Here is a 21,474-nt window from a genome sequence, read left to right as displayed (position 1 = left end):
CGGAGGTTTCAGGTCGATCAGGCGGGGCGGCGGCAGGCGAGCATGTAGTTCACGCTCGTGTCATCGGCGAGCGTGAAATGCTTGCTGAGCGGGTTGTACACGATGCCCTTGATATCGTCGGTGACGAGGCTGGCCGCGCGGACGAAGCCCGCCAGCTCGGACGGACGAATAAAGCGCGCGTAGTCGTGCGTGCCCTTCGGCAGCATGCGCGCGATATATTCGGCGCCGATTACCGCGAACAGATACGCCTTGACGTTGCGGTTGAGCGTCGAGAAAAACACCCAGCCGCCCGGTTTGACGAGCGTCGCGCACGCAGCGACGACGGCCGACGGCTCGGGCACGTGTTCCAGCATTTCCATGCAGGTAATGACGTCGTATATGCCGGGTTCGCGGGCGGCGAGCGCCTCCGCGGCGATTTCTTCGTAATCGACGGTTACACCACTTTCAAGGCTGTGAAGATCAGCGACGCCCAGCGCCTCGCGCGACAGGTCGATGCCCTTCACGTGTGCGCCGAGGCCGGCCATCGATTCCGACAGGATGCCGCCACCACACCCAATATCCAGCACGCGCTTTCCTGCCAGCGATGCATGGGCGTCGATCCATTTGAGCCGGACCGGATTCAGCTCATGCAGCGGCTTGAATTCGGCGTTCGGGTCCCACCAGCGATGGGCAAGATCGCTGAATTTCTGAAGTTCGTGGGGATCGGCGTTGGTCATGTCGGGTGCGGGCCTTGATGAAAGCGGGTGAGCGGGCAGGCGAGGATAAACCCTGAGTATATAGGCCGTCGGAGATCGCGGCAAAATGCCGCGTAAACGCGGCGTGGTTTAGCCGGAAACCGGCTGCGAAACGGGGATTTCCCATTCCGTCGGCGGTACATAATCGGCGCCCGGAATAAAAAAAGCCCCGCCGAAGCGGGGCCTTGATACTGCGGTAACGCTCTAACCTTACTGCTTCGAAGTACCGACAACTTCGACTTCCACGCGGCGATCCGGTGCGAGGCAGGCGATGAGTTGCTTGTGGTTCTTCTGGTTGCAGCCGGTCGTGACCGGGTTGCGCTTGCCTTTGCCTTCCGTGTAGATGCGGTTGGCTTCGATGCCCTTGCTGACCAGGTATGCCTTGACAGCTTGTGCACGACGCAGCGACAGACGGTCGTTGTACTTGTCCGAACCGATACGGTCCGTGTAACCCGTTGCGACCACGACTTCCAGGTTCAGACCCTGGATCTTCGAGGCGAGGTCATCAAGCTTTTCCTTACCAGCCGGCTTCAGGACAGCCTTGTCGAAGTCGAACAGGGCATCAGCTTGATACGTGATCTTCTGGCTGGTGATAGCCGGCGCGACAGGCGCAGGCGGAGCCGGCGGGGTCGGAGCCTGGGCTACCAGGGCGCCATCGCACTTCGCGTTAGCCGTTGCCGGCGTCCAGAACGCATCGCGCCAGCAAAGCTCGTTCGTGCCGTTCATCCACACGTATTCGCCGGTGCCGTTCACCCAGTTGTCGTTCGTGGCTTGTCGCGACGCCGGCACCGACTGTGCCGAAGCGGATGCAGCCATTACTGCGGTAGCTGCAATGAACGCGAGCTTTGAAAGTTTATTCATATTTCTCCTCTCGAAATTGAGATTACCGCAGGTTTACTGCGAGCTTGTTGACGAAGACAAGTCATACATTGCTCGAAGTATAACATTGGTGCGGAACAAAAGACGCGCTGTGTAGACTTCGAGCAGTGTCTAACTCTTTGTGCGTTGGCATTTTGCCATATCGTTCCCTTCCGACGATAAAAAAATCCTCCCCTGTTTATTGCCCCCAACCAATTGTGGTGCATGCGCAACAAAGGACTTGCCCGACTTTTGCGCACGCCCGTTTTGTTCCGACGCGCAGTCCGATCCAGGAAAAATCTACCGTCGGGCAGGCCGTCGTACCGGCACGCAGGAGCCGTTCCCTGCCCTCTCCCTAATAGGTATACGTACCCCCGTCGGGCGCGGATGCCGGCCATGTTAGAATCGCGTGATGCGTTGCGCCTGCAGCGTCTACGCGAAGCTGGCTTCCGGCAGGGTTGGATAGACGGTTTCGCATGTAAAAGACACGGATAATGGATCAATTCGCTAAAGAGACTCTGCCAATCTCCCTAGAGGAGGAAATGCGCCGTTCGTATCTCGATTACGCGATGAGCGTAATCGTGGGGCGTGCGCTCCCCGATGTCCGCGATGGCCTGAAGCCGGTGCACCGGCGCGTGCTGTACGCGATGCACGAACTCAATAACGACTGGAACCGCGCCTACAAGAAGTCCGCGCGTATTGTCGGCGACGTGATCGGTAAATATCACCCGCACGGCGACACGGCTGTATACGACACCATCGTCCGGATGGCGCAGGACTTCTCGCTACGATACATGCTGGTCGATGGCCAGGGTAACTTCGGGTCCGTCGACGGCGACAACGCCGCGGCGATGCGGTACACCGAAATCCGCATGGCGAAGATCGGCCATGAACTGCTCGCTGATATCGATAAGGAAACGGTCGACTTCCAGCCGAACTACGACGGCAGCGAAAACGAACCGGCCATTCTGCCGGCGCGTATCCCCAATCTTCTGATCAATGGCTCGTCCGGTATCGCGGTCGGGATGGCAACGAACATCCCGCCGCACAACCTGAACGAAGTTGTCGACGCCTGCCATCACCTGCTGAAGAACCCGGAAGCGACGATCGACGAACTGATCGAGATCGTCCCGGCGCCGGACTTCCCGACGGCCGGCATTATCTACGGTGTCGCTGGCGTGCGAGATGGCTACCGCACCGGCCGCGGCCGCGTTGTGATGCGCGCGCTGACGCACTTCGAGGAGATCGATCGCGGCCAGCGCATGGCGATCATCGTGGATGAGTTGCCGTATCAGGTGAACAAGCGCTCGCTGCTGGAGCGCATCGCCGAGCTGGTCAACGAGAAAAAGCTGGAAGGCATTTCCGATATCCGCGACGAGTCCGACAAGAGCGGCATGCGCGTCGTGATCGAACTGAAGCGCGGCGAAGTGCCCGAGGTGATCCTCAACAATCTGTACAAGGCCACGCAACTGCAGGACACGTTCGGCATGAACATGGTCGCGCTGGTCGACGGCCAGCCGAAGCTGCTGAACCTGAAGGAAATGCTCACCTGCTTCCTGTCGCACCGACGGGAAGTGCTGACGCGGCGCACTGTATACGAACTGCGCAAGGCTCGCGAACGCGGCCACGTGCTCGAAGGCCTCGCCGTCGCGCTCGCGAACATCGACGACTTCATCGCGATCATCAAGGCCGCGCCGACGCCGCCGATCGCGAAGCAGGAGTTGATGGCGCGTCCGTGGGATTCGTCGCTCGTGCGCGAGATGCTGGCGCGCGCGGAGACGGAGAACGCGTCGGCCGGCGGCCGTGAGGCGTATCGTCCGGACGGCCTGAACCCCGCGTTCGGGATGCAGTCGGATGGCCTGTACCGTCTGTCGGACGTCCAGGCGCAGGAAATCCTGCAGATGCGTCTGCAGCGCCTGACCGGTCTCGAGCAGGACAAGATCATCGGCGAGTACCGCGAAGTGATGGCCCAGATCGCCGATCTGCTGGACATCCTCGCGCGTCCGGAGCGCATTACGGCGATCATCGTCGACGAACTGACGTCGATCCGCGCCGAATTCGGCGATGCGCGCCGCTCGAAGATCGAGCTGAACGCAACCGAACTGAACACTGAAGATCTGATCACGCCGCAGGATATGGTCGTCACCATGTCGCACGCGGGTTACGTGAAATCGCAGCCGTTGTCCGAATATCGCGCCCAGAAGCGCGGAGGTCGCGGCAAACAGGCAACTTCCATGAAGGAAGACGACTGGATCGACACGCTCTTCATCGCGAACACGCACGATCACATCCTGTGCTTCTCGAACCGCGGCCGCGTGTACTGGGTCAAGGTTTACGAAGTGCCGCAGGGTTCGCGGAACTCGCGCGGGCGCCCGATCGTCAATATGTTCCCGCTGCAGGACGGCGAGAAGATCACGGTCGTGCTGCCGGTCAAGGAATTCTCGGCCGACAAGTTCGTGTTCATGGCGACCGCGCTCGGCACGGTCAAGAAGACGCCGCTGGAAGCCTTCAGCCGGCCGCTGCGCAAAGGTATTATCGCGGTCGGTCTCGATGACGGTGATTACCTGATCGGCGCCGCGATCACCGATGGCCAGCATGACGTGATGCTGTTCTCGGATTCGGGCAAGGCAGTGCGCTTCGACGAAAACGACGTGCGTCCGATGGGCCGTGAGGCGCGCGGCGTGCGCGGCATGCAGCTGGACGACGGGCAGCAGGTCATCGCACTCCTCGTTGCCGGCGACGAACAGCAGTCGGTGCTTACGGCAACAGAGAACGGCTTTGGCAAGCGCACGCCGATCACCGAGTACACGCGTCATGGCCGCGGCACAAAGGGCATGATCGCGATCCAGACCTCGGAGCGTAATGGCAAGGTCGTCGCCGCGACGCTGGTGGATCCGGAAGCCCAGATCATGCTGATCACCAATACGGGCGTGCTGATTCGTACACGCGTGTCGGAAATCCGCGAGATGGGACGCGCAACGCAAGGTGTTACACTCATCAGTCTTGATGAGGGCACGAAGCTTTCAGGCCTGCAACAGGTGGCCGAGGCGGAAGCTGATGTCGAAATCGAAGGCGACGCCGAAGGTCCCGCCGATGCCGATTCAAACGGCGAAGAGGGCGGCGCAGTCTGATCCGCGCCGGCGCCTCGCGGCTGGTTCGCGGGTAACGAGTGAACAAGCCGCATGAATCTGCGTCGACCTTGTGAGGTTGCGGCGCGGTTCGTGCGGCGGGTAGTTCGATCAATTTCTCTTAGGGAGTAATGATGCAAAAACGATTCAAACAGTTGATGTTGCTGGCCGCTTTCGTACCGACCCTCGCGATGGCGCAAGCACTTCAAACCCAGCAGGCAGCTCCGGCTGCAGCAGCCCCCGCAGCAGCGCCGGCAGATCCGGCCAAGCAGGCTGCGATCAAGGATCTGCTGGACGCGATCGACGCGCAGAAGCTCGTCGGCGCAATCGGTAACAGCGCACAAATGCAGGCCAAGCAGCTGGTTCCGGCGATCCTGTCGGACGCGCTGTCGGAAAACAAGTCGCTGACGGACAAGCAGAAGCAGGCTTCCGTCCCGACGCTGCAAAAGAACACGGTGCCGAAGCTGGTTGACTCGGCGGGTCAGGTGTTCGCAACGGATTCGTTCCGCCAGGACGCGATGCAGGCTCAGTACGACGCGTACGCGAAGTACTACAGCACGCAGGAAATCAAGGATCTGACGGCGTTCTACAAGAGCCCGACGGGCCGCAAGTTCATCCAGGTGCAAGACCAGGTGGGCCGCGATGTGGTGAACGGTCTGATGCAGAAGTACATGCCGCAATCGATCAAGGCAACGCGCGACCAGGCTGACAAGGAAGTCGCTTCGGTCAAGCCGGCTGCCGCCACGAAGTAAGCGGGTCAGCAGGCTAAGCCGACGCTGCTGCAGCCGGCCACACAAGGACGTCTTCGGGCGCCCGGGTTTGGCGGGTTGGCAGTGTCAGTGCGATAATGGCCGTTTGCGCGCACGCGCAAACGGCCATTATCTTTTCAGGCGCGCACTATTCGCAGTTTTTGTGCCGCGCCTGCTTCCGGGGTTCTCACGATGCGCGTCTTTAATTTCTCCGCCGGACCGGCGGCCATGCCCGAAGAAGTGTTGCGCGAGGCCGCGGCTGAAATGCTCGACTGGAACGGCAGCGGCATGGGCGTGATGGAAATGAGCCATCGCGGGAAAGAATTCATGTCGATCCATGAAGAGGCGCTGACTAACCTGCGTGAACTCCTCGCCGTGCCGGCCAGTCATCGCATCCTGTTCCTGCAGGGTGGCGGTCTCGGAGAAAACGCGATCGTGCCGATGAACATGCTCGGCGCGAGAAAGAACATCGATTTCGTCGTGACCGGCTCGTGGTCGCAGAAGTCATTCAAGGAAGCGCAGAAGTACGGCGCCGCGCACGTTGCTGCGTCGGGCCAGACCGCGGACGGTTTTACGCGTGCGCCGTCGTTTGCCGAATGGAAACTGTCGGACGATCCGGCCTACGTGCATGTGTGCACGAACGAGACGATCCACGGCGTCGAAACCTTTGATATTCCCGATCTCGGCGATATCCCGCTTGTCGCGGACGCGTCGTCGCACATTCTGTCGCGCCCGATGGACATCGCCAAATACGGCGTGCTCTTCGGCGGCGCACAGAAAAACATCGGCATGGCGGGCGTCACGGTTGTGGTCGTGCGCGAGGATATGCTTGATCGCGCGCTCGCGATCTGTCCGTCGGCATTCGAATGGAAGACGGTCGCCGAGAACAATTCGATGTACAACACGCCGCCCACGTACGCGATCTACATCGCCGGGCTTGTGTTCAAGTGGTTGAAAAAGCAGGGCGGTCTGGCAGCCATGGAAGCGCGCAACCTCGAAAAGTCGAAGCTGCTTTATGACACGATCGATGCCAGCCGCTTCTATCTGAACAAGGTCGAGCGCAACGCGCGGTCGCGGATGAACGTACCGTTTTTCCTCGCCGACGAGTCGCGTAACGAAGATTTCCTGGCAGGCGCGAAAGCGCGCGGGCTGGTGCAGCTGAAGGGCCACAAGTCCGTCGGCGGCATGCGGGCGTCGATTTACAACGCGGTGCCGCTCGAAGGCGTCAAGGCGCTCGTCGAGTACATGAAGGAATTCGAACAACGCAGCGCCTGATTTTCGGCGCGCATCCTTTTCCGTATTCTCCGGCAGGGCCGTTTTCACGCATGGACGACGAACTTAATTTACGACTCAAACCGCTGCGCGACCGCATCGACGCGCTCGACGCGCAACTCATTTCGCTCCTCAACCAGCGGGCCGCCGTCGCGCTCGAAGTGGGTGAGGTCAAGAAGCATTTCAACGCGCCGGTGTTTCGCCCGGAACGCGAACAGCAGGTCATCGCGCGCCTGCAGGGCATGAGCGACGGCCCGCTCGCCGACGATCACATCAGCGCGATCTGGCGGGAAATCATGGCCGCGAGCCGCGCGTTGGAAAAGACGATCTGCGCGGCGTATCTGGGGCCGGTCGGCACATACAGCGAGCAGGCAATGCACGAATACTTCGGTCAGTCGATCGAAGGGCTGCCGTGTCCGTCGATCGACGAAGTGTTCCGCTCGGTCGAAGCCGGTGCGGCCGAATTCGGCGTCGTGCCGGTCGAGAATTCGACCGAGGGCGCGGTGTCGCGCACGCTCGATCTGCTTTTGCAAACGCAGCTTGTGATTGGCGGCGAACTTGCCTTGCCGATCCACCACAACCTTCTTTCGCTGAACGGCGGCCTGACCGGCGTCACGCGCGTCTGCGCGCATGCGCAGGCGCTCGCGCAATGTCAGGGCTGGCTCACGGCCAACGCGCCGCATCTCGAACGCCAGGCCGTCGCAAGCAATGCCGAAGCGGCGCGTATGGCCGCTGAAGATCCGACGATCGCGGCCATTGCCGGCGATCGCGCGGCGACGCACTACGGCCTGCAGGTCGCATATGCGCTGATCCAGGACGATCCGCACAACCGCACCCGTTTCGTGATGATCGGCAAGGAGCCGGCGGGCCCCACCGGCAACGATCAGACGTCGCTGATCCTGTCGGTGAAGAACGAGCCGGGCGCGCTCGTCAAACTGCTTGAACCGCTCGCACGGCACGGCGTGTCGATGACGCGCTTCGAGTCGCGGCCGGCACGGGTCGGCACGTGGGAGTACTACTTCTATATCGACTTCGAAGGCCATCGCGACGATGCAACCGTCGCGGAAGCGCTCGCCGACCTCGAAAAGAAGGCCGCGTTCGTGAAGATTCTCGGCTCGTATCCGCGTTCGCGCTGATATCACGCCGTTCTGGTACACCGTCCAAAAGCCAACTGGCACAGTCGATCTGGAGTCACTCATGACATCGCAATTCGGTCCTTCCTATGTGCGCGACATCGCGCCTTACGTCGCTGGCAAACCGATTTCGGAAGTCGCCCGCGAGTTCGGCCTCGATGAAGCACGCATCGTGAAGCTCGCGTCGAACGAAAACCCGCTCGGCATGCCCGACTCGGCAAAGCAGGCGATGGTGAAAGCGGCGGGCGAACTGGGCCGTTATCCGGATGCGAACGCGTTCGAACTGAAGGCTGCGCTGGCCGCGCGCTACGACGTGCCCGCCGAATGGATCACGCTGGGCAACGGCAGCAACGATATCCTCGAAATCGCGGCGCACGCGATCGTCGAAAAAGGCCAGTCGATTGTCTACGCGCAGTATTCGTTTGCTGTCTACGCGCTGGCTACGCAAGGTCTGGGTGCGCGCGCGATCGTCGTGCCGGCTGTGAAGTACGGCCATGACCTCGACGCGATGCTCGCTGCAATGACGGCCGACACGCGCCTGATCTTCGTCGCGAACCCGAACAATCCGACCGGCACATATATTGAAGGCCCCACGCTCGAGGCTTTTCTCAATAAGGTCCCGCGCGATGTCGTCGTCGTACTCGACGAGGCGTACACGGAATATCTCGCGCCGGAAAAGCGCTATGACTCGATCGCGTGGGTGCGCCGCTATCCGAATCTGCTCGTGTCGCGTACGTTCTCGAAGGCGTATGGCCTGGCCGGGCTGCGCGTCGGCTTCGCGATCGCGCAGCCGGAACTGACCGATCTGCTGAACCGTCTGCGCCAGCCGTTCAATGTGAACACACTCGCCCAGGCAGCGGCGATCGCAGCGCTCAACGACAACGCGTTTCTCGAAGAGAGCGCCTCGCTGAACGCGCGGGGTTACCGCGTGCTGACTGAAGCGTTCGACCGGCTCGGTCTCGAGTATGTGCCCTCGGATGGCAATTTCGTGCTGGTGCGTGTCGGCGACGACGACAACGCCGGCAACCGCATGAATATCGGTTTGCTGAAGCAGGGTGTGATTGTGCGTCCGGTCGGCAACTACGGTTTGCCGCAGTGGCTGCGCATCACGATCGGCCTGCCGGCTGAAAACGAAGCGTTCATCGCGGCGCTCGAAAAGACTCTCGCCGCCGCTTCCAATTGAGCGGCTCGACCTGCTACCGCGCGCCGTTGCAGGCGCGCTTTTTCTGTGACCGCTGTGGCCGCATTTTCTTTTGACAAGCTGGTGATTTTGGGAGTCGGTCTGATCGGCGGCTCGCTTGCGCGCGCATTGCGTGAGCGTGGCGACGTAGCGGGCGCGCGGACCGTGATCGGGGTAGGCCGTTCGGCAGCATCGATGGCGCGCGCGCTGGAACTTGGCGTAGTCGACGGCACCGCTCTGCTGGCCGACGATGCGGCGTTGCGTGCGGCGCTCGCCGGTGCCGATTTCGTGCTGCTCGCGGCGCCCGTCGCGCAGACGCAGCCGCTCCTCGAACGCATCGCGCCTTTCCTCGACGATACAACGATCGTCACCGACGCGGGCAGCACCAAGTCCGACGTGGTCGCGGCTGCGCGTGCGGCGCTGGGCGCGCGCATCGGCCAGTTCGTACCGGGTCATCCGATTGCCGGCCGCGAATCGAGCGGTGTGGATGCCGCATTGCCGGAGCTGTATGCCGGTCGCAACGTCGTGTTGTGCCCGTTGCCGGAAAACGGGCAGCAGGCCGTGGAGCGCGTCACCGCGATGTGGCGTGCGACCGGCGCGAGCGTGTCCAGCATGTCGCCCGAGCAGCATGATCGGGTGCTGGCTTCGGTGAGCCATCTGCCGCATGTGCTGTCGTACGCGCTTGTCGAGCAGATTCTGAATTCGCCGGACGCCGCGCTGAAGTTTTCGTTTGCCGCTGGCGGCTTCCGCGATTTCACGCGGATCGCGGCGTCGAGTCCGGAAATGTGGCGCGACATCTGCGTTGCGAACCGCGCGGCACTCCTCGATGAACTCGACGACTACATGGCTGTGCTGACGCGTCTGCGTGCCGCAATCGATGCCGCCGACGGCGCCGCACTCGAAGCCGTTTTCGCCCGGTCGCGCGTTGCCCGCACCGAATGGCAGGAGCGCGGCGGCACGAAAGTTTCTGTCGGCGACGCCTCGAAATAACAGGACACATTCATGGAACATCTCGATCTCGGACCTTATTCCCGTGCGTCCGGCACGATCCGCCTGCCTGGCTCGAAGAGCATTTCGAACCGCGTACTGCTGCTGGCCGCGCTCGCCGAAGGCGAAACGACGATCACGAACCTGCTCGACTCCGACGACACGCGCGTGATGCTCGCCGCGCTCGAACAACTCGGAGTGAAGCTGAAGCGCGACGGCGACACGTGTGTCGTTTCAGGCACGCGCGGCGCGTTCACCGCGTTGCGCGCCGACCTGTTCCTCGGCAATGCCGGCACGGCAGTGCGTCCGTTGACGGCGGCGCTGGCCGTGAACGGCGGCGACTATCGCATACACGGCGTGCCGCGGATGCACGAGCGGCCGATCGGCGACCTCGTCGACGGCTTGCGGCAGATCGGCGCGAAGATCGACTACGAGGAAAACGAAGGCTATCCGCCGCTGCGCATCCGCGCCGGCGAGATTGCCGCCGAAGCGCCGATCCGCGTTCGCGGCGACGTGTCGAGCCAGTTCCTGACCGCCTTGCTGATGACGCTGCCGCTCCTGAAAACGGAAAGCGGCGTGACGATCGTCGACGTCGAAGGTGAGCTGATCTCGAAGCCTTACATCGACATCACGATCAAGCTGATGGCGCGTTTCGGCATCGAAGTCGAGCGACTCGGCTGGCAGCGCTTCACGGTGCCGTCGGGCAAACGCTATCAGTCGCCGGGACAGATCATGGTGGAAGGCGACGCCTCGTCGGCGTCGTATTTCCTCGCTGCGGGCGCGCTCGGCGGCGGACCGCTGCGTGTGGAAGGCGTCGGGCGGGCGAGCATCCAGGGCGACGTCGGCTTCGCGAATGCGCTGATGCGGATGGGCGCGAACGTGTCGATGGGCGATGACTGGATCGAAGTGCGCGGCATCGGCCACGATCACGGCAAGCTCGATCCGATCGACATGGACTTCAACCTGATTCCGGACGCTGCGATGACGATCGCCGTCGCCGCGCTGTTCGCCGACGGCACGACCACGCTGCGCAATATCGCAAGCTGGCGCGTGAAGGAAACCGACCGGATCGCCGCGATGGCGACCGAACTGCGCAAGGTCGGCGCGAAGGTGGAAGAGGGCGAGGACTACCTCGTCGTCACGCCGCCCGAGAAACTGACGCCGAACGCCGCCATCGACACCTACGACGACCACCGCATGGCCATGTGCTTCTCGCTCGTCAGCCTCGGTGGCGTGCCGGTGCGCATCAACGATCCGAAGTGCGTCGGCAAGACTTTCCCCGACTATTTCGAGCGTTTCACGGCGCTCGCCCAACCCTGACGCTGAAAGCTGAATTGAGCTCACCCGACCTGACGCGCGACTTTAGATGAAACCGACCCGTCCCTTTCACCAGACGCCCGTCATTACGATCGACGGCCCGACCGCCTCCGGCAAAGGCACCGTGGCCGCGCTGGTCGCCGCGCACCTCGGCTTCCACTTGCTGGACAGCGGCGCGCTATACCGGCTGGCCGCACTGGCGAGCCTGCGCTACAACATCGCCGCCGACGACGCCGAGGCGCTTGCAAACCTGATCAACGATCTGCATATCACCTTCCGCGAGGGCCTGGCCCAGCTCGATGGCGTGGATGTTTCAGCCGAGATTCGCAAGGAAGAGATCGGCAACCGCGCATCGACGATCGCCGTCCACGCGTCTGTTCGAGCCGCGCTGGTGGCGCGTCAGCGCGCGTTTCGCAAGGAACCGGGGCTGGTCGCTGACGGCCGCGACATGGGCACCGTGATCTTTCAGGACGCGACGCTCAAGGTGTTCTTGACGGCCAGCGCCGAGGCCCGCGCCGCGCGGCGGTATAAGCAATTGATCCAAAAAGGAATTTCTGCTAATATAGATGACTTGCTCCGGGATTTGCGTGCGCGCGACGAGCGCGATAGTCAACGCGCGGCCGCGCCGCTCAAGCCCGCAGCGGATGCAAAGCTTCTGGATACCTCGTCGCTTTCGGTCGACCAGGCGGTCGATCAGGTGGTGCAGTGGTACCAGAGCGCGGTAGTAAAAAGCTGATGCAACATGTAGCTGTAGTCCCGTAGGTGCTTCGCGAATCGTCGTGGAGCGTGTATTAACCCCTTAACCCCGCGTGGCATTCGTTTCATTGCCGAATTCGCTGACCATTCCGGCTGGCTGGCAGAACGAAACCCTCGCAAATTCTGATTTTTATGTCCGACCTGCAAACCTCTACCCCGAATACCGAATCTTTTGCGGCTCTGTTCGAAGAGTCGCTGACCAAGCAGGACATGCGCGCTGGCGAAGTGATCTCCGCCGAAGTCGTGCGTGTCGACCACAACTTCGTGGTCGTGAATGCTGGTCTCAAGTCCGAAGCCTACATCCCGCTCGAAGAGTTCCTGAATGACGCGGGCGAGGTAGAAGTGCAGGCGGGCGACTTCGTTTCCGTCGCGATCGACGCGCTGGAAAACGGCTATGGCGACACGATCCTGTCGCGCGACAAGGCGAAGCGTCTGGCTTCGTGGCTGTCGCTGGAAAAGGCCCTCGACAACAACGAACTCGTGACCGGCACGATCACGGGCAAGGTCAAGGGCGGCATGACCGTCATGGTCAACGGCATCCGCGCATTCCTGCCGGGCTCCCTCGTCGACACGCGTCCGGTCAAGGACACGACCCCGTACGAAGGCAAGACCCTCGAATTCCGCGTGATCAAGCTCGACCGCAAGCGTAACAACGTCGTGCTGTCGCGCCGCGCTGTGATCGAAGCCACGCAAGGCGAAGAGCGCGCAAAGCTGCTCGAGACGCTGAAGGAAGGCGCGATCGTGGAAGGCGTGGTGAAGAACATCACCGATTACGGCGCGTTCGTGGACCTCGGCGGTATCGACGGCCTGCTGCACATCACGGATATCGCATGGCGTCGCGTGCGTCACCCGAGCGAAGTGCTGTCGGTTGGCCAGGAAGTCACCGCGAAGATCCTCAAGTTCGATCAAGAGAAGAACCGCGTTTCGCTCGGCATCAAGCAACTTGGTGACGATCCGTGGGAAGGCATCTCGCGCCGTTACCCGTCGGGCACGCGCCTGTTTGGTAAGGTCACCAACATCACCGACTACGGCGCATTCGTCGAAGTGGAATCGGGCATCGAAGGCCTCGTCCACGTGTCGGAAATGGACTGGACGAACAAGAACGTTGCACCGTCGAAGGTTGTGCAGCTGGGCGACGAAGTCGAAGTCATGGTTCTCGAAATCGACGAAGACCGGCGCCGTATCAGCCTCGGCATGAAGCAATGCAAGCCGAACCCGTGGGACGACTTCAGCCGCAACTTCAAGAAGGGCGACAAGCTGCAAGGCGCAATCAAGTCGATCACCGACTTCGGCGTCTTCATCGGTCTGCCGGGCGGCATCGACGGTCTGGTTCACCTGTCGGACCTGTCGTGGAGCGAAACGGGCGAAGAAGCAGTTCGCAAGTACAAGAAGGGCGACGAAGTCGAAGCCATCGTTCTCGGTATCGACGTCGAGAAGGAACGCATTTCGCTGGGTATCAAGCAGCTCGAAGGCGACCCATTCAGCAACTTCGTTGCAATGAACGACAAGGGTTCGATCGTCGACGGCGTGGTCAAGACGGTAGATGCGAAGGGTGCAGTGGTTCAGCTGTCGGCGGAAGTCGAAGGCTACCTGCGCGCTTCGGAGCTGTCGCAAGACCGCGTGGAAGATGCACGCAATGTCCTGAAGGAAGGCGACAAGGTCAATGCGATGATCATCAACATCGACCGCAAGTCGCGTGGTATCAACCTGTCGATCAAGGCCAAGGATTCGGCTGAGCAACAGGAAGCGATCCGCGGTCTGGCTTCGTCGGATTCGAGCTCGGCTGCAACTGGCACGACGAACCTCGGCGCGCTGCTGAAGGCCAAGCTCGACGGCCAGAACCAGTAAGCCTTAAGAAGGGGTCTGCTGCAGTATGACCAAATCGGAATTGGTCGCCCAGCTGGCTACGCGATTTCCGCAGCTTGTACTTAAAGATGCGGACTTCGCGGTGAAGACGATGCTTGATGCGATGTCGGAGGCACTTGCCAACGGTCATCGCATCGAAATTCGTGGCTTCGGCAGCTTCGGCTTGAACCGCCGTCCTTCCCGCGTTGGGCGTAACCCGAAGTCGGGCGAAAAGGTGCTGGTACCTGAGAAGTACGTACCGCACTTCAAGCCTGGCAAGGAATTGCGCGAACGTGTGGATGGTCGCGCGGGTGAGCCGTTGAAGGCCGAGTCGCCAGACGACGATCTGTGAGATCCAGCAGCGTCGTCAGCGTCCAGTGCAGACGGCAAAGACCAGAAAAAGCGCCTTCGGGCGCTTTTTTTTCGTCTGTCTCGTCTGTCGTTTCCCGGCGGTTCGCGCCTCACCGGGAACGCTTCATTTACAATACGGGTCACTTCGGCGCGGGCAACATCGTGGCGCGACGCGTCATCAAGCCGGCGTCATCCGCAATTGCCGTCTAGAGACCCATTCATGAAATTTATCGTCTGGTTGATCCGCGTTCTGGTGTTCGTGCTGCTGCTGGTACTCGCGTTCGCCAATGTGCAACCCGCCACGCTGAATTTCCTTGCCGGTTATTCGTGGCAGGCGCCGCTCATCCTCATCGGGCTGGCCTTCTTCGCCGTGGGTCTGCTGGCTGGCCTGCTTTCATCGATGCCGGCCATGTTCCGCCTGCGGCTCGAAAACGGTCGTCTGAAACGTGAACTGCGCGTCGCGCGCGAGACACCGGTGGCTGTCGAAGAGCCGCCGCTGCCGCCGCTGATCTAGCTTTCTTCCTGCCGCGTGCCCGGTTTGCGCACGTCGGCGTTCGATTCCCACTTCCGAACACTTCCGAACAACTCGCATGGATCTGGATTTCTGGTGGCTGCTCGCCGTTCCCGTCGCGTTCGCGCTCGGCTGGATGGCGGCGCGCTACGACCTCAAGACGCTGCTGTCTGAAAGCGCCAATCTGCCGCGTTCGTATTTTCGCGGCCTGAATTTCCTTCTGAACGAGCAACCGGATCAGGCCATCGATGCGTTCATCGAGGTCGTCAAGCTCGACCCTGAAACCATCGAACTGCATTTCGCGTTGGGTAATCTGTTTCGGCGTCGCGGCGAAACAGATCGCGCGATTCGCGTGCATCAGAATCTGTTGAGTCGCGCGGATCTGCCTGTCACCGAACGTGACCACGCGCTCTTCGAGTTGGGACAGGATTTCCTCAAAGCGGGACTGCTCGATCGCGCCGAAGAAACATTTCGCTCACTGAACGTGGGTGATTATGCAATCGGCGCACAGCGCGCGCTTCTCACGATCTACGAGATCGAAAAGGACTGGAACAAGTCGATCGATACGGCGCGTCAGCTTGAAACGATGGGTTCGGAGTCGCTCGAAAAGGAAGTCGCGCAGTTTCACTGCGAGCTGGCCCAGGAAGCGCTGCAGCAGAAGAATCCGGACGAAGCGCGTCGTCAGCTTGGCCTCGCGCTGAAGGCGAATCCGCAGAGCGTGCGGGCGACGATCCTCTTTGGCGACGTCGATGCCGCGGGTGGCGCGCAGGAAGCGGCGATCGCGCAGTGGCTGCGCGTCGAAGAGCAGAATCCGGCGTATCTGCCGCTCGTCGCCGAAAAGCTGCTGAAGGCGTATCAGGCGCTGGGTCGGGGGGAAGAAGGCGCGGATCTGCTGACCACGTGGATTGATCGCTATCCGTCGAATGATCTGCTCGACGTTGCGTATCAGCACGTCGCAGCGTTGCGTGGACCCGAGGCTGCGCATGCGCTCGCGCGCGCGCAGATGCAGAAATCGCCGAATCTGGCGGGCATGACGCGTCTGCTCGAGGCACAGCAGGCAGCCGCCGAGGAGCCGCGCCGTAGTGAACTGGAGTTGATGCGCACGTTGATCAGGCAGCGCACGAAAAACCTTCCGCGCTACACATGCCAGAATTGCGGATTCCGGGCGCGCCTTTTCTACTGGCAGTGCCCTGGCTGCAGCGGTTGGGAAACCTACGCGCCGCGCCGGGTCGAGCCGATCGCCGCATCGAACTGAGAAACTGGCGCGGGTATTTCGACGGGGCGATTGCCATCGGGCGCAGGCGCGAAGCGCCGTGCGCACATGTCACGTTGGCATCGTCTTCGCTGCGTGATTGCCTGAACGGCGTTCCGCGCCGACCGTAACAACCGGATTCGCAAGCCGGATCCATCACCGGAAACCATTACCGGAGCGCGTATGAAAATTACCATTATCGGCACAGGCTACGTTGGCCTTGTCACGGGCGCGTGCCTCGCCGAAATCGGCAACGATGTCTTTTGTCTCGATGTCGATCAACGCAAGATCGACATCCTCAATGGCGGCGGTGTGCCGATTCACGAGCCGGGCCTGCAGGAAATCATCGCACGCACGCGCGCGGCTGGCCGCATCCAGTTTTCGACGGACGTCGAGGCGAGCGTCGCGCACGGCGAAGTGCAGTTCATCGCGGTCGGTACGCCGCCTGACGAAGACGGTTCAGCGGATCTGCAATACGTGCTTGAAGCAGCGCGCAATATCGGCCGCTACATGACCAGCTACAAGGTGATCGTCGATAAATCGACGGTGCCGGTCGGCACGGCGCAGCGCGTGCAGGAAGTGATCAACGAAGAACTCACGAAACGCGGCCTTGCAGGCACCCCGCAGCATCAATTCTCGGTGGTCTCGAATCCCGAATTCCTGAAGGAAGGCGCGGCCGTCGACGACTTCATGCGGCCCGACCGCATCGTGCTCGGCAGCGACGACGATGAAGCCGGCATGCGTGCGCGCGAAAAGATGAAGCGTCTGTACGCGCCGTTCAACCGTAATCACGAACGCACGCTGTACATGGATGTCCGTTCGGCCGAGTTTACGAAGTACGCGGCCAATGCGATGCTGGCGACACGCATCTCGTTCATGAACGAAATGGCGAACCTGGCTGACCGCGTCGGTGCGGATATTGAAGCGGTGCGTCGCGGGATCGGTTCGGATCCGCGCATCGGCTATCACTTCCTCTACGCCGGTTGCGGATACGGCGGTTCGTGCTTCCCGAAGGACGTGCAGGCGCTGATTCGCACAGCGGCCGAGACAGGCCCTGGGTTGCGCATTCTCGAGGCGGTCGAGGAAGTGAATCACGAGCAGAAGGAAGTGCTCGTGCGCAAGGTCACGAAGATGCTCGGCGACGATCTGACGGGCCGCACGTTCGCCGTCTGGGGTCTGGCCTTCAAGCCGAACACCGACGACATGCGCGAGGCGCCGAGCCGTCGCGTGATCGCCGATCTGCTCGCACGCGGCGCGAACGTGCGCGCGTACGATCCGGTCGCGGTCGACGAAGCACGTCGCGTCTTCAACCTCGATCTCGGTCATGAACCGGCGCAACTGGCGCGCCTGCACTTCGCGGCGACGCAGGACGAGACGCTTACCGGCGCGGACGCGCTCCTGATCGTCACCGAGTGGAAGGAGTTCAAGAGCCCGGATTTTGTCCATCTGAAAGCGGTGCTCAAGTCGCCGCTGATTTTCGATGGCCGCAACCTGTACGAACCCGAAGCGATGACCGAACTCGGTATCGACTATCACTCGATTGGACGTCCGCATGCCGAACTTTCCGAATCTCCGGTCAACGCCTCAGCCGATGCCTGAGCACGCCATGCCCATTCCCGACGTCGGCGTCGTGCCGCGCGCCCGGCTGGCGGGTGCGCGCGTGCTCGTCGTCGGCGATGTGATGCTGGACCGTTACTGGTTCGGCGACGTCAATCGCATTTCGCCCGAAGCGCCGGTTCCTGTTGTGCATGTGCAGAAGCAGGAAGACCGTCTGGGCGGCGCGGCGAACGTCGCGCGCAACGCGGTCGCGCTGGGTGCGCAGACAGGCCTGCTGTGTGTGGTCGGTCACGACGAGCCAGGCGAGCGCGTGGTGCAGATGCTGCACGATAGCGGCGTGGTCGCTCATCTGGAACGCGATCCTGCGTTGCTGACCACGATCAAGTTGCGCGTGCTGTCACGCCAGCAGCAGTTGCTGCGCGTCGACTTCGAGAACACGCCGGCGCATGAGATCCTGCTTGCCGGCCTCGCGCGTTTCGACGAACTGCTGCCATCGCACGACGTGATCCTGATGTCGGATTACGCGAAGGGCGGTCTCACGCACGTGACGCAAATGATCGCGCACGCGCACGCGGCCGGCAAACCCGTGCTGGTCGATCCGAAGGGCGACGACTGGGAGCGCTATCGCGGCGCTACGCTGATCACGCCGAATCGCGCGGAGTTGCGCGAGGTGGTCGGGCAGTGGAAATCGGAAGGAGACCTGCATGCCCGCGTGGCAAACCTGCGTGCGTCGCTGGACTTCAAGGCGTTGTTGCTGACGCGCTCGGAGGAGGGCATGACGCTCTTCTCGGACGAGGGCGTGCTGCACGCTTCGGCCGTTGCACGCGAAGTGTATGATGTCTCGGGTGCGGGCGACACCGTGATCGCCACGCTCGCCGTGATGCTCGGCGCCGGCCTGTCGCTCGTCGAAGCCGTCGGGCTTGCGAACCGCGCAGCCGGCATCGTGGTCGGCAAACTCGGCACCGCTACCGTCGACTACGACGAACTCTTTCAATAATGTCGCGTACTGCCGTCCCGTCGTGTTTTCTCCCGATACGGGCGGCAGTTTGCGCAGGCTGAACCTCATTACCGCAGGACGACCATGACCCTCATCGTCACCGGCGCGGCCGGTTTTATCGGCAGCAATCTCGTCAAGGCGCTCAACGATCGCGGCGAACAACGCATCATCGCCGTCGATAACCTCACGCGCGCCGACAAGTTCAAGAACCTCGTCGATTGCGAAATCGACGACTACCTGGACAAGACCGAATTCGTCGAACGCTTTACACGCGGCGACTTCGGCAAGGTGCGCGCGGTGTTCCACGAAGGCGCCTGTTCGGACACGATGGAAACCGATGGCCGCTACATGATGGACAACAATTTCCGCTATAGCCGCGCGGTGCTCGACGCCTGCCAGGCACAGGGTGCGCAGTTTCTGTACGCGTCGTCGGCGGCCACTTATGGTGGATCGAGCCGCTTCGTCGAAGAGCGCGAAGTGGAGAAGCCGTTGAACGTCTACGGCTATTCAAAATTCCTGTTCGATCAGTTGATCCGTCGCGTGTTGCCGACGGCGAAAAGCCAGATCGCCGGCTTCCGTTACTTCAACGTGTATGGCCAGCGCGAGACGCACAAGGCGCGGATGGCGTCGGTCGCGTTCCACAATTTCAACCAGTTCCGCTCGGAAGGCAAGGTCAAGCTGTTCGGCGAGTACAACGGGTATAACCCGGGCGAGCAGACGCGCGATTTTGTCTCGGTTGAAGACGTTGTGAAGGTCAACCTGTTCTTCTTCGATCACCCTGAGAAGTCGGGCATCTTCAATCTCGGCAGCGGCCGGGCGCAGCCGTTCAACGATATTGCTTCGACGGTCGTCAACACGTTGCGCGCGTTGAATAACGAACCGGCGCTTTCGCTCGCGGAGCAGGTGCAGCGCGGGCTGATCGAATACATTCCGTTCCCCGATGCGCTGCGCGGCAAGTACCAGTGTTACACGCAGGCCGATCTCACGAAGCTGCGTGCGGCTGGTTACGACGCGCCGTTCCTGAGCGTGCAGGAAGGTGTCGATCGCTACGTACGTTGGCTGTTCGGCCAGCTTTAAAGCCTTCGCACGCGTCAATACACTGGAGTCTCCTGGTCGGCGGCAGTCGCCGGCCGGTTGTTCAAGGGAGATTCCATATGTTCAAAAAATTGCTGGTTCTGGCGGCACTGCTCGCCTCGTTCGGTCACGCGTTCGCATCGGTCGACGTCAACACTGCGAATGAAGATGCGTTGCGCGGTATCAAGGGCATCGGCCCGGCACGCGCGAAAGCCATTCTCGACGAACGTACCGCGCATGGCCCATTCAAGGACGCCGCCGATCTCGGCAAGCGTGTGAAGGGCATGGGTGGTCATACGGTCGAACGGCTTCAGGGTGAAGGCCTGGCAGTCGGCCCGGCCGGTGCGCAGACTACCGCTTCCGCAAATGGCAAATCCGCGCCGGCCGCTGCTGGCGCGGGTGGCACTGCGAACGGGAAGAAGGACAGCACGACTACCGTGGCGGTGAAGAAATAGCCTGATGCAGGCGGCCATGTGCGTGCGCACGCGGCCGCCCTCTGTTTTAAGCGTCCTGTTCTGGTGTGAAGCACGGAGTAACACTCCTTCAGCCGTCACTCAGATGACTGGCTCCCGCGGTTCACTCCGCGGGGCTTTTTCAGCGCACCGCACGCCGCACACCGGCCATGGGCGAAACGCATGCGTCCACACGGCCAGCAGGGCCGCACGGCAGGCGCGGGCTTGGTGGTTTAGAATCGATAGATTCTGCACATCGCTTCCCGGGCATTCGATATGGCTTACAAAACAATTGAAGACACGATCGGCAACACGCCGCTCGTTCAGCTTGTCCGCCTTCCGGACGACGAAATCCGTAGCCGCAACAACGTGATTCTCGGCAAGCTCGAAGGCAATAATCCGGCCGGTTCGGTGAAGGACCGTCCGGCGCTGTCGATGATCAAGAAAGCGGAAGAGCGCGGCCGCATCAAGCCGGGCGATACGCTGATCGAGGCGACGAGCGGCAATACCGGCATCGCGCTGGCGATGGCGGCAGCGATCCGTGGCTACAGGATGGTGCTGATAATGCCGGAAGACCTGTCGGTCGAACGGCGTCAGAGCATGGCGGCTTATGGCGCGGAAATCGTGCTGACACCCGTCACGGGCGGCATGGAATACGCGCGTGACCTAGCTGAGCAGATGCAGCGCGAAGGCAAAGGTACGATCCTTGACCAGTTCGCCAATCCCGACAATCCGCTCGCTCACTACGAAACGACTGGTCCGGAAATCTGGAACGATACCGAAGGTCTCATCACGCACTTCGTCTCGGCGATGGGCACGACCGGCACGATCATGGGCGTGTCGCAGTATCTGAAGGAAAAGAATCAGGCGATCGAGATCATCGGTGCGCAGCCAGAAGAAGGGTCGCGCATTCCGGGCATCCGCAAATGGCCAGAAGCCTATCTGCCGAAAATCTTTGATCGCAGCCGCGTGGATCGTGTCGAGAACGTGAGCCAGGCGGCGTCGGAAGCGATGGCGCGGCGCATGGCAGCCGTGGAAGGCATCTTCTGCGGCATCTCGTCGGCGGGCGCTTGCGAAGTCGCATTACGTGTCGCACGCCAGGTTGAAAACGCGACGATCGTGTTCGTTGTGTGCGATCGTGGTGACCGTTACCTGTCGACGGGTGTGTTTCCGGCGTGATCGTAGACGCTCTCCGGTGAGCATCAACAAAAAAGCGCCGGGCTAGCCGGTAATGCCGTTCAGTTAAGATCCTTCTTCAAGAAACGAACGGTATAACGGTGAGGTCGAGATTTGACGACCCGGTCGCATGCGCGGCCGGGTC

The 21,474-nt window shown here is 61.6% G+C and carries 19 protein-coding genes; 17 read left to right on the top strand and 2 right to left on the bottom strand.

The window, feature by feature from the left end:
* Positions 1-17 precede the first annotated feature (17 nt).
* Both ubiG and ompA read right to left on the bottom strand, forming a co-directional pair.
* A complete protein-coding gene (ubiG, locus tag P3T16_RS22615) occupies positions 18-716 on the bottom strand; it encodes a bifunctional 2-polyprenyl-6-hydroxyphenol methylase/3-demethylubiquinol 3-O-methyltransferase UbiG (protein WP_429256901.1) in 699 nt (232 codons plus the stop codon).
* A gap of 228 nt (positions 717-944) precedes the next feature.
* Positions 945-1,595: an outer membrane protein OmpA gene (gene ompA, locus P3T16_RS22610; protein WP_429343941.1), complete on the bottom strand. Its 651-nt coding sequence runs from the start codon at positions 1,593-1,595 to the stop codon at positions 945-947.
* 491 nt (positions 1,596-2,086) lie between these two features.
* On the opposite strand from ompA, the gene gyrA reads away from it, so the two are divergent.
* From gyrA to cysM, 17 genes are all read left to right on the top strand, one after another.
* The gene (gyrA, locus tag P3T16_RS22605; RefSeq protein WP_429256899.1) at positions 2,087-4,723 is read left to right on the top strand and encodes a DNA gyrase subunit A; all 2,637 of its coding nucleotides are present in this window, start codon (positions 2,087-2,089) and stop codon (positions 4,721-4,723) included.
* Between the two features lie 131 nt (positions 4,724-4,854).
* On the top strand, positions 4,855-5,472 hold the full coding sequence (locus tag P3T16_RS22600; RefSeq protein WP_429256898.1) for a DUF2059 domain-containing protein: 618 nt from the start codon (positions 4,855-4,857) through the stop codon (positions 5,470-5,472).
* Between the two features lie 189 nt (positions 5,473-5,661).
* Entirely contained in the window at positions 5,662-6,744 is a 1,083-nt protein-coding gene (gene serC / locus P3T16_RS22595; RefSeq protein WP_429343940.1) for a 3-phosphoserine/phosphohydroxythreonine transaminase, read from the top strand.
* Between the two features lie 50 nt (positions 6,745-6,794).
* Positions 6,795-7,877 (top strand): prephenate dehydratase, encoded by a 1,083-nt coding sequence (pheA, locus tag P3T16_RS22590; RefSeq protein ID WP_429256896.1) that lies wholly within the window; start codon positions 6,795-6,797, stop codon positions 7,875-7,877.
* Positions 7,878-7,938: 61 nt separating this feature from the next.
* Positions 7,939-9,057 (top strand): histidinol-phosphate transaminase, encoded by a 1,119-nt coding sequence (gene hisC / locus P3T16_RS22585; protein ID WP_429343939.1) that lies wholly within the window; start codon positions 7,939-7,941, stop codon positions 9,055-9,057.
* A gap of 45 nt (positions 9,058-9,102) precedes the next feature.
* Positions 9,103-10,044, top strand: coding sequence for a prephenate dehydrogenase (locus P3T16_RS22580; protein ID WP_429343938.1), 942 nt, complete (start codon positions 9,103-9,105; stop codon positions 10,042-10,044).
* A gap of 12 nt (positions 10,045-10,056) precedes the next feature.
* A complete protein-coding gene (aroA, locus tag P3T16_RS22575) occupies positions 10,057-11,361 on the top strand; it encodes a 3-phosphoshikimate 1-carboxyvinyltransferase (protein WP_429256893.1) in 1,305 nt (434 codons plus the stop codon).
* A 46-nt stretch (positions 11,362-11,407) separates the two neighbouring features.
* Positions 11,408-12,094: a (d)CMP kinase gene (gene cmk, locus P3T16_RS22570; protein ID WP_429343937.1), complete on the top strand. Its 687-nt coding sequence runs from the start codon at positions 11,408-11,410 to the stop codon at positions 12,092-12,094.
* 152 nt (positions 12,095-12,246) lie between these two features.
* The gene (gene rpsA, locus P3T16_RS22565) at positions 12,247-13,962 is read left to right on the top strand and encodes a 30S ribosomal protein S1 (protein WP_429256891.1); all 1,716 of its coding nucleotides are present in this window, start codon (positions 12,247-12,249) and stop codon (positions 13,960-13,962) included.
* Positions 13,963-13,987: 25 nt separating this feature from the next.
* Positions 13,988-14,311, top strand: a complete 324-nt coding sequence (locus P3T16_RS22560; protein ID WP_090528992.1) for an integration host factor subunit beta — start codon at positions 13,988-13,990, stop codon at positions 14,309-14,311.
* 219 nt (positions 14,312-14,530) lie between these two features.
* On the top strand, positions 14,531-14,824 hold the full coding sequence (locus P3T16_RS22555; RefSeq protein ID WP_429343936.1) for a LapA family protein: 294 nt from the start codon (positions 14,531-14,533) through the stop codon (positions 14,822-14,824).
* A 76-nt stretch (positions 14,825-14,900) separates the two neighbouring features.
* Complete coding sequence (gene lapB, locus P3T16_RS22550) at positions 14,901-16,076, top strand: lipopolysaccharide assembly protein LapB (RefSeq protein ID WP_429343935.1); 1,176 nt, start codon at positions 14,901-14,903, stop codon at positions 16,074-16,076.
* A gap of 180 nt (positions 16,077-16,256) precedes the next feature.
* Positions 16,257-17,672 carry a UDP-glucose dehydrogenase family protein gene (locus P3T16_RS22545; protein WP_429343934.1) on the top strand — a complete coding sequence of 472 codons (1,416 nt, stop codon included), beginning with the start codon at positions 16,257-16,259 and terminating at the stop codon, positions 17,670-17,672.
* Positions 17,626-18,627 carry a D-glycero-beta-D-manno-heptose-7-phosphate kinase gene (gene rfaE1 / locus P3T16_RS22540; protein ID WP_429343933.1) on the top strand — a complete coding sequence of 334 codons (1,002 nt, stop codon included), beginning with the start codon at positions 17,626-17,628 and terminating at the stop codon, positions 18,625-18,627. The genes P3T16_RS22545 and rfaE1 overlap by 47 nt, the downstream gene beginning before the upstream one ends.
* 84 nt (positions 18,628-18,711) lie before the next feature.
* Positions 18,712-19,704, top strand: a complete 993-nt coding sequence (gene rfaD, locus P3T16_RS22535) for an ADP-glyceromanno-heptose 6-epimerase (protein ID WP_429343932.1) — start codon at positions 18,712-18,714, stop codon at positions 19,702-19,704.
* Between the two features lie 77 nt (positions 19,705-19,781).
* Entirely contained in the window at positions 19,782-20,156 is a 375-nt protein-coding gene (locus P3T16_RS22530; protein WP_429343931.1) for a ComEA family DNA-binding protein, read from the top strand.
* A gap of 273 nt (positions 20,157-20,429) precedes the next feature.
* Positions 20,430-21,332, top strand: a complete 903-nt coding sequence (gene cysM / locus P3T16_RS22525) for a cysteine synthase CysM (protein WP_429343930.1) — start codon at positions 20,430-20,432, stop codon at positions 21,330-21,332.
* Positions 21,333-21,474: the final 142 nt, after the last annotated feature.

It is taken from the genome of Paraburkholderia sp. GAS42 (assembly GCF_050436565.1).
In the GTDB taxonomy this organism is placed as follows: Bacteria; Pseudomonadota; Gammaproteobacteria; order Burkholderiales; family Burkholderiaceae; genus Paraburkholderia.
This window is presented reverse-complemented; position numbering and strand designations above follow the sequence as displayed.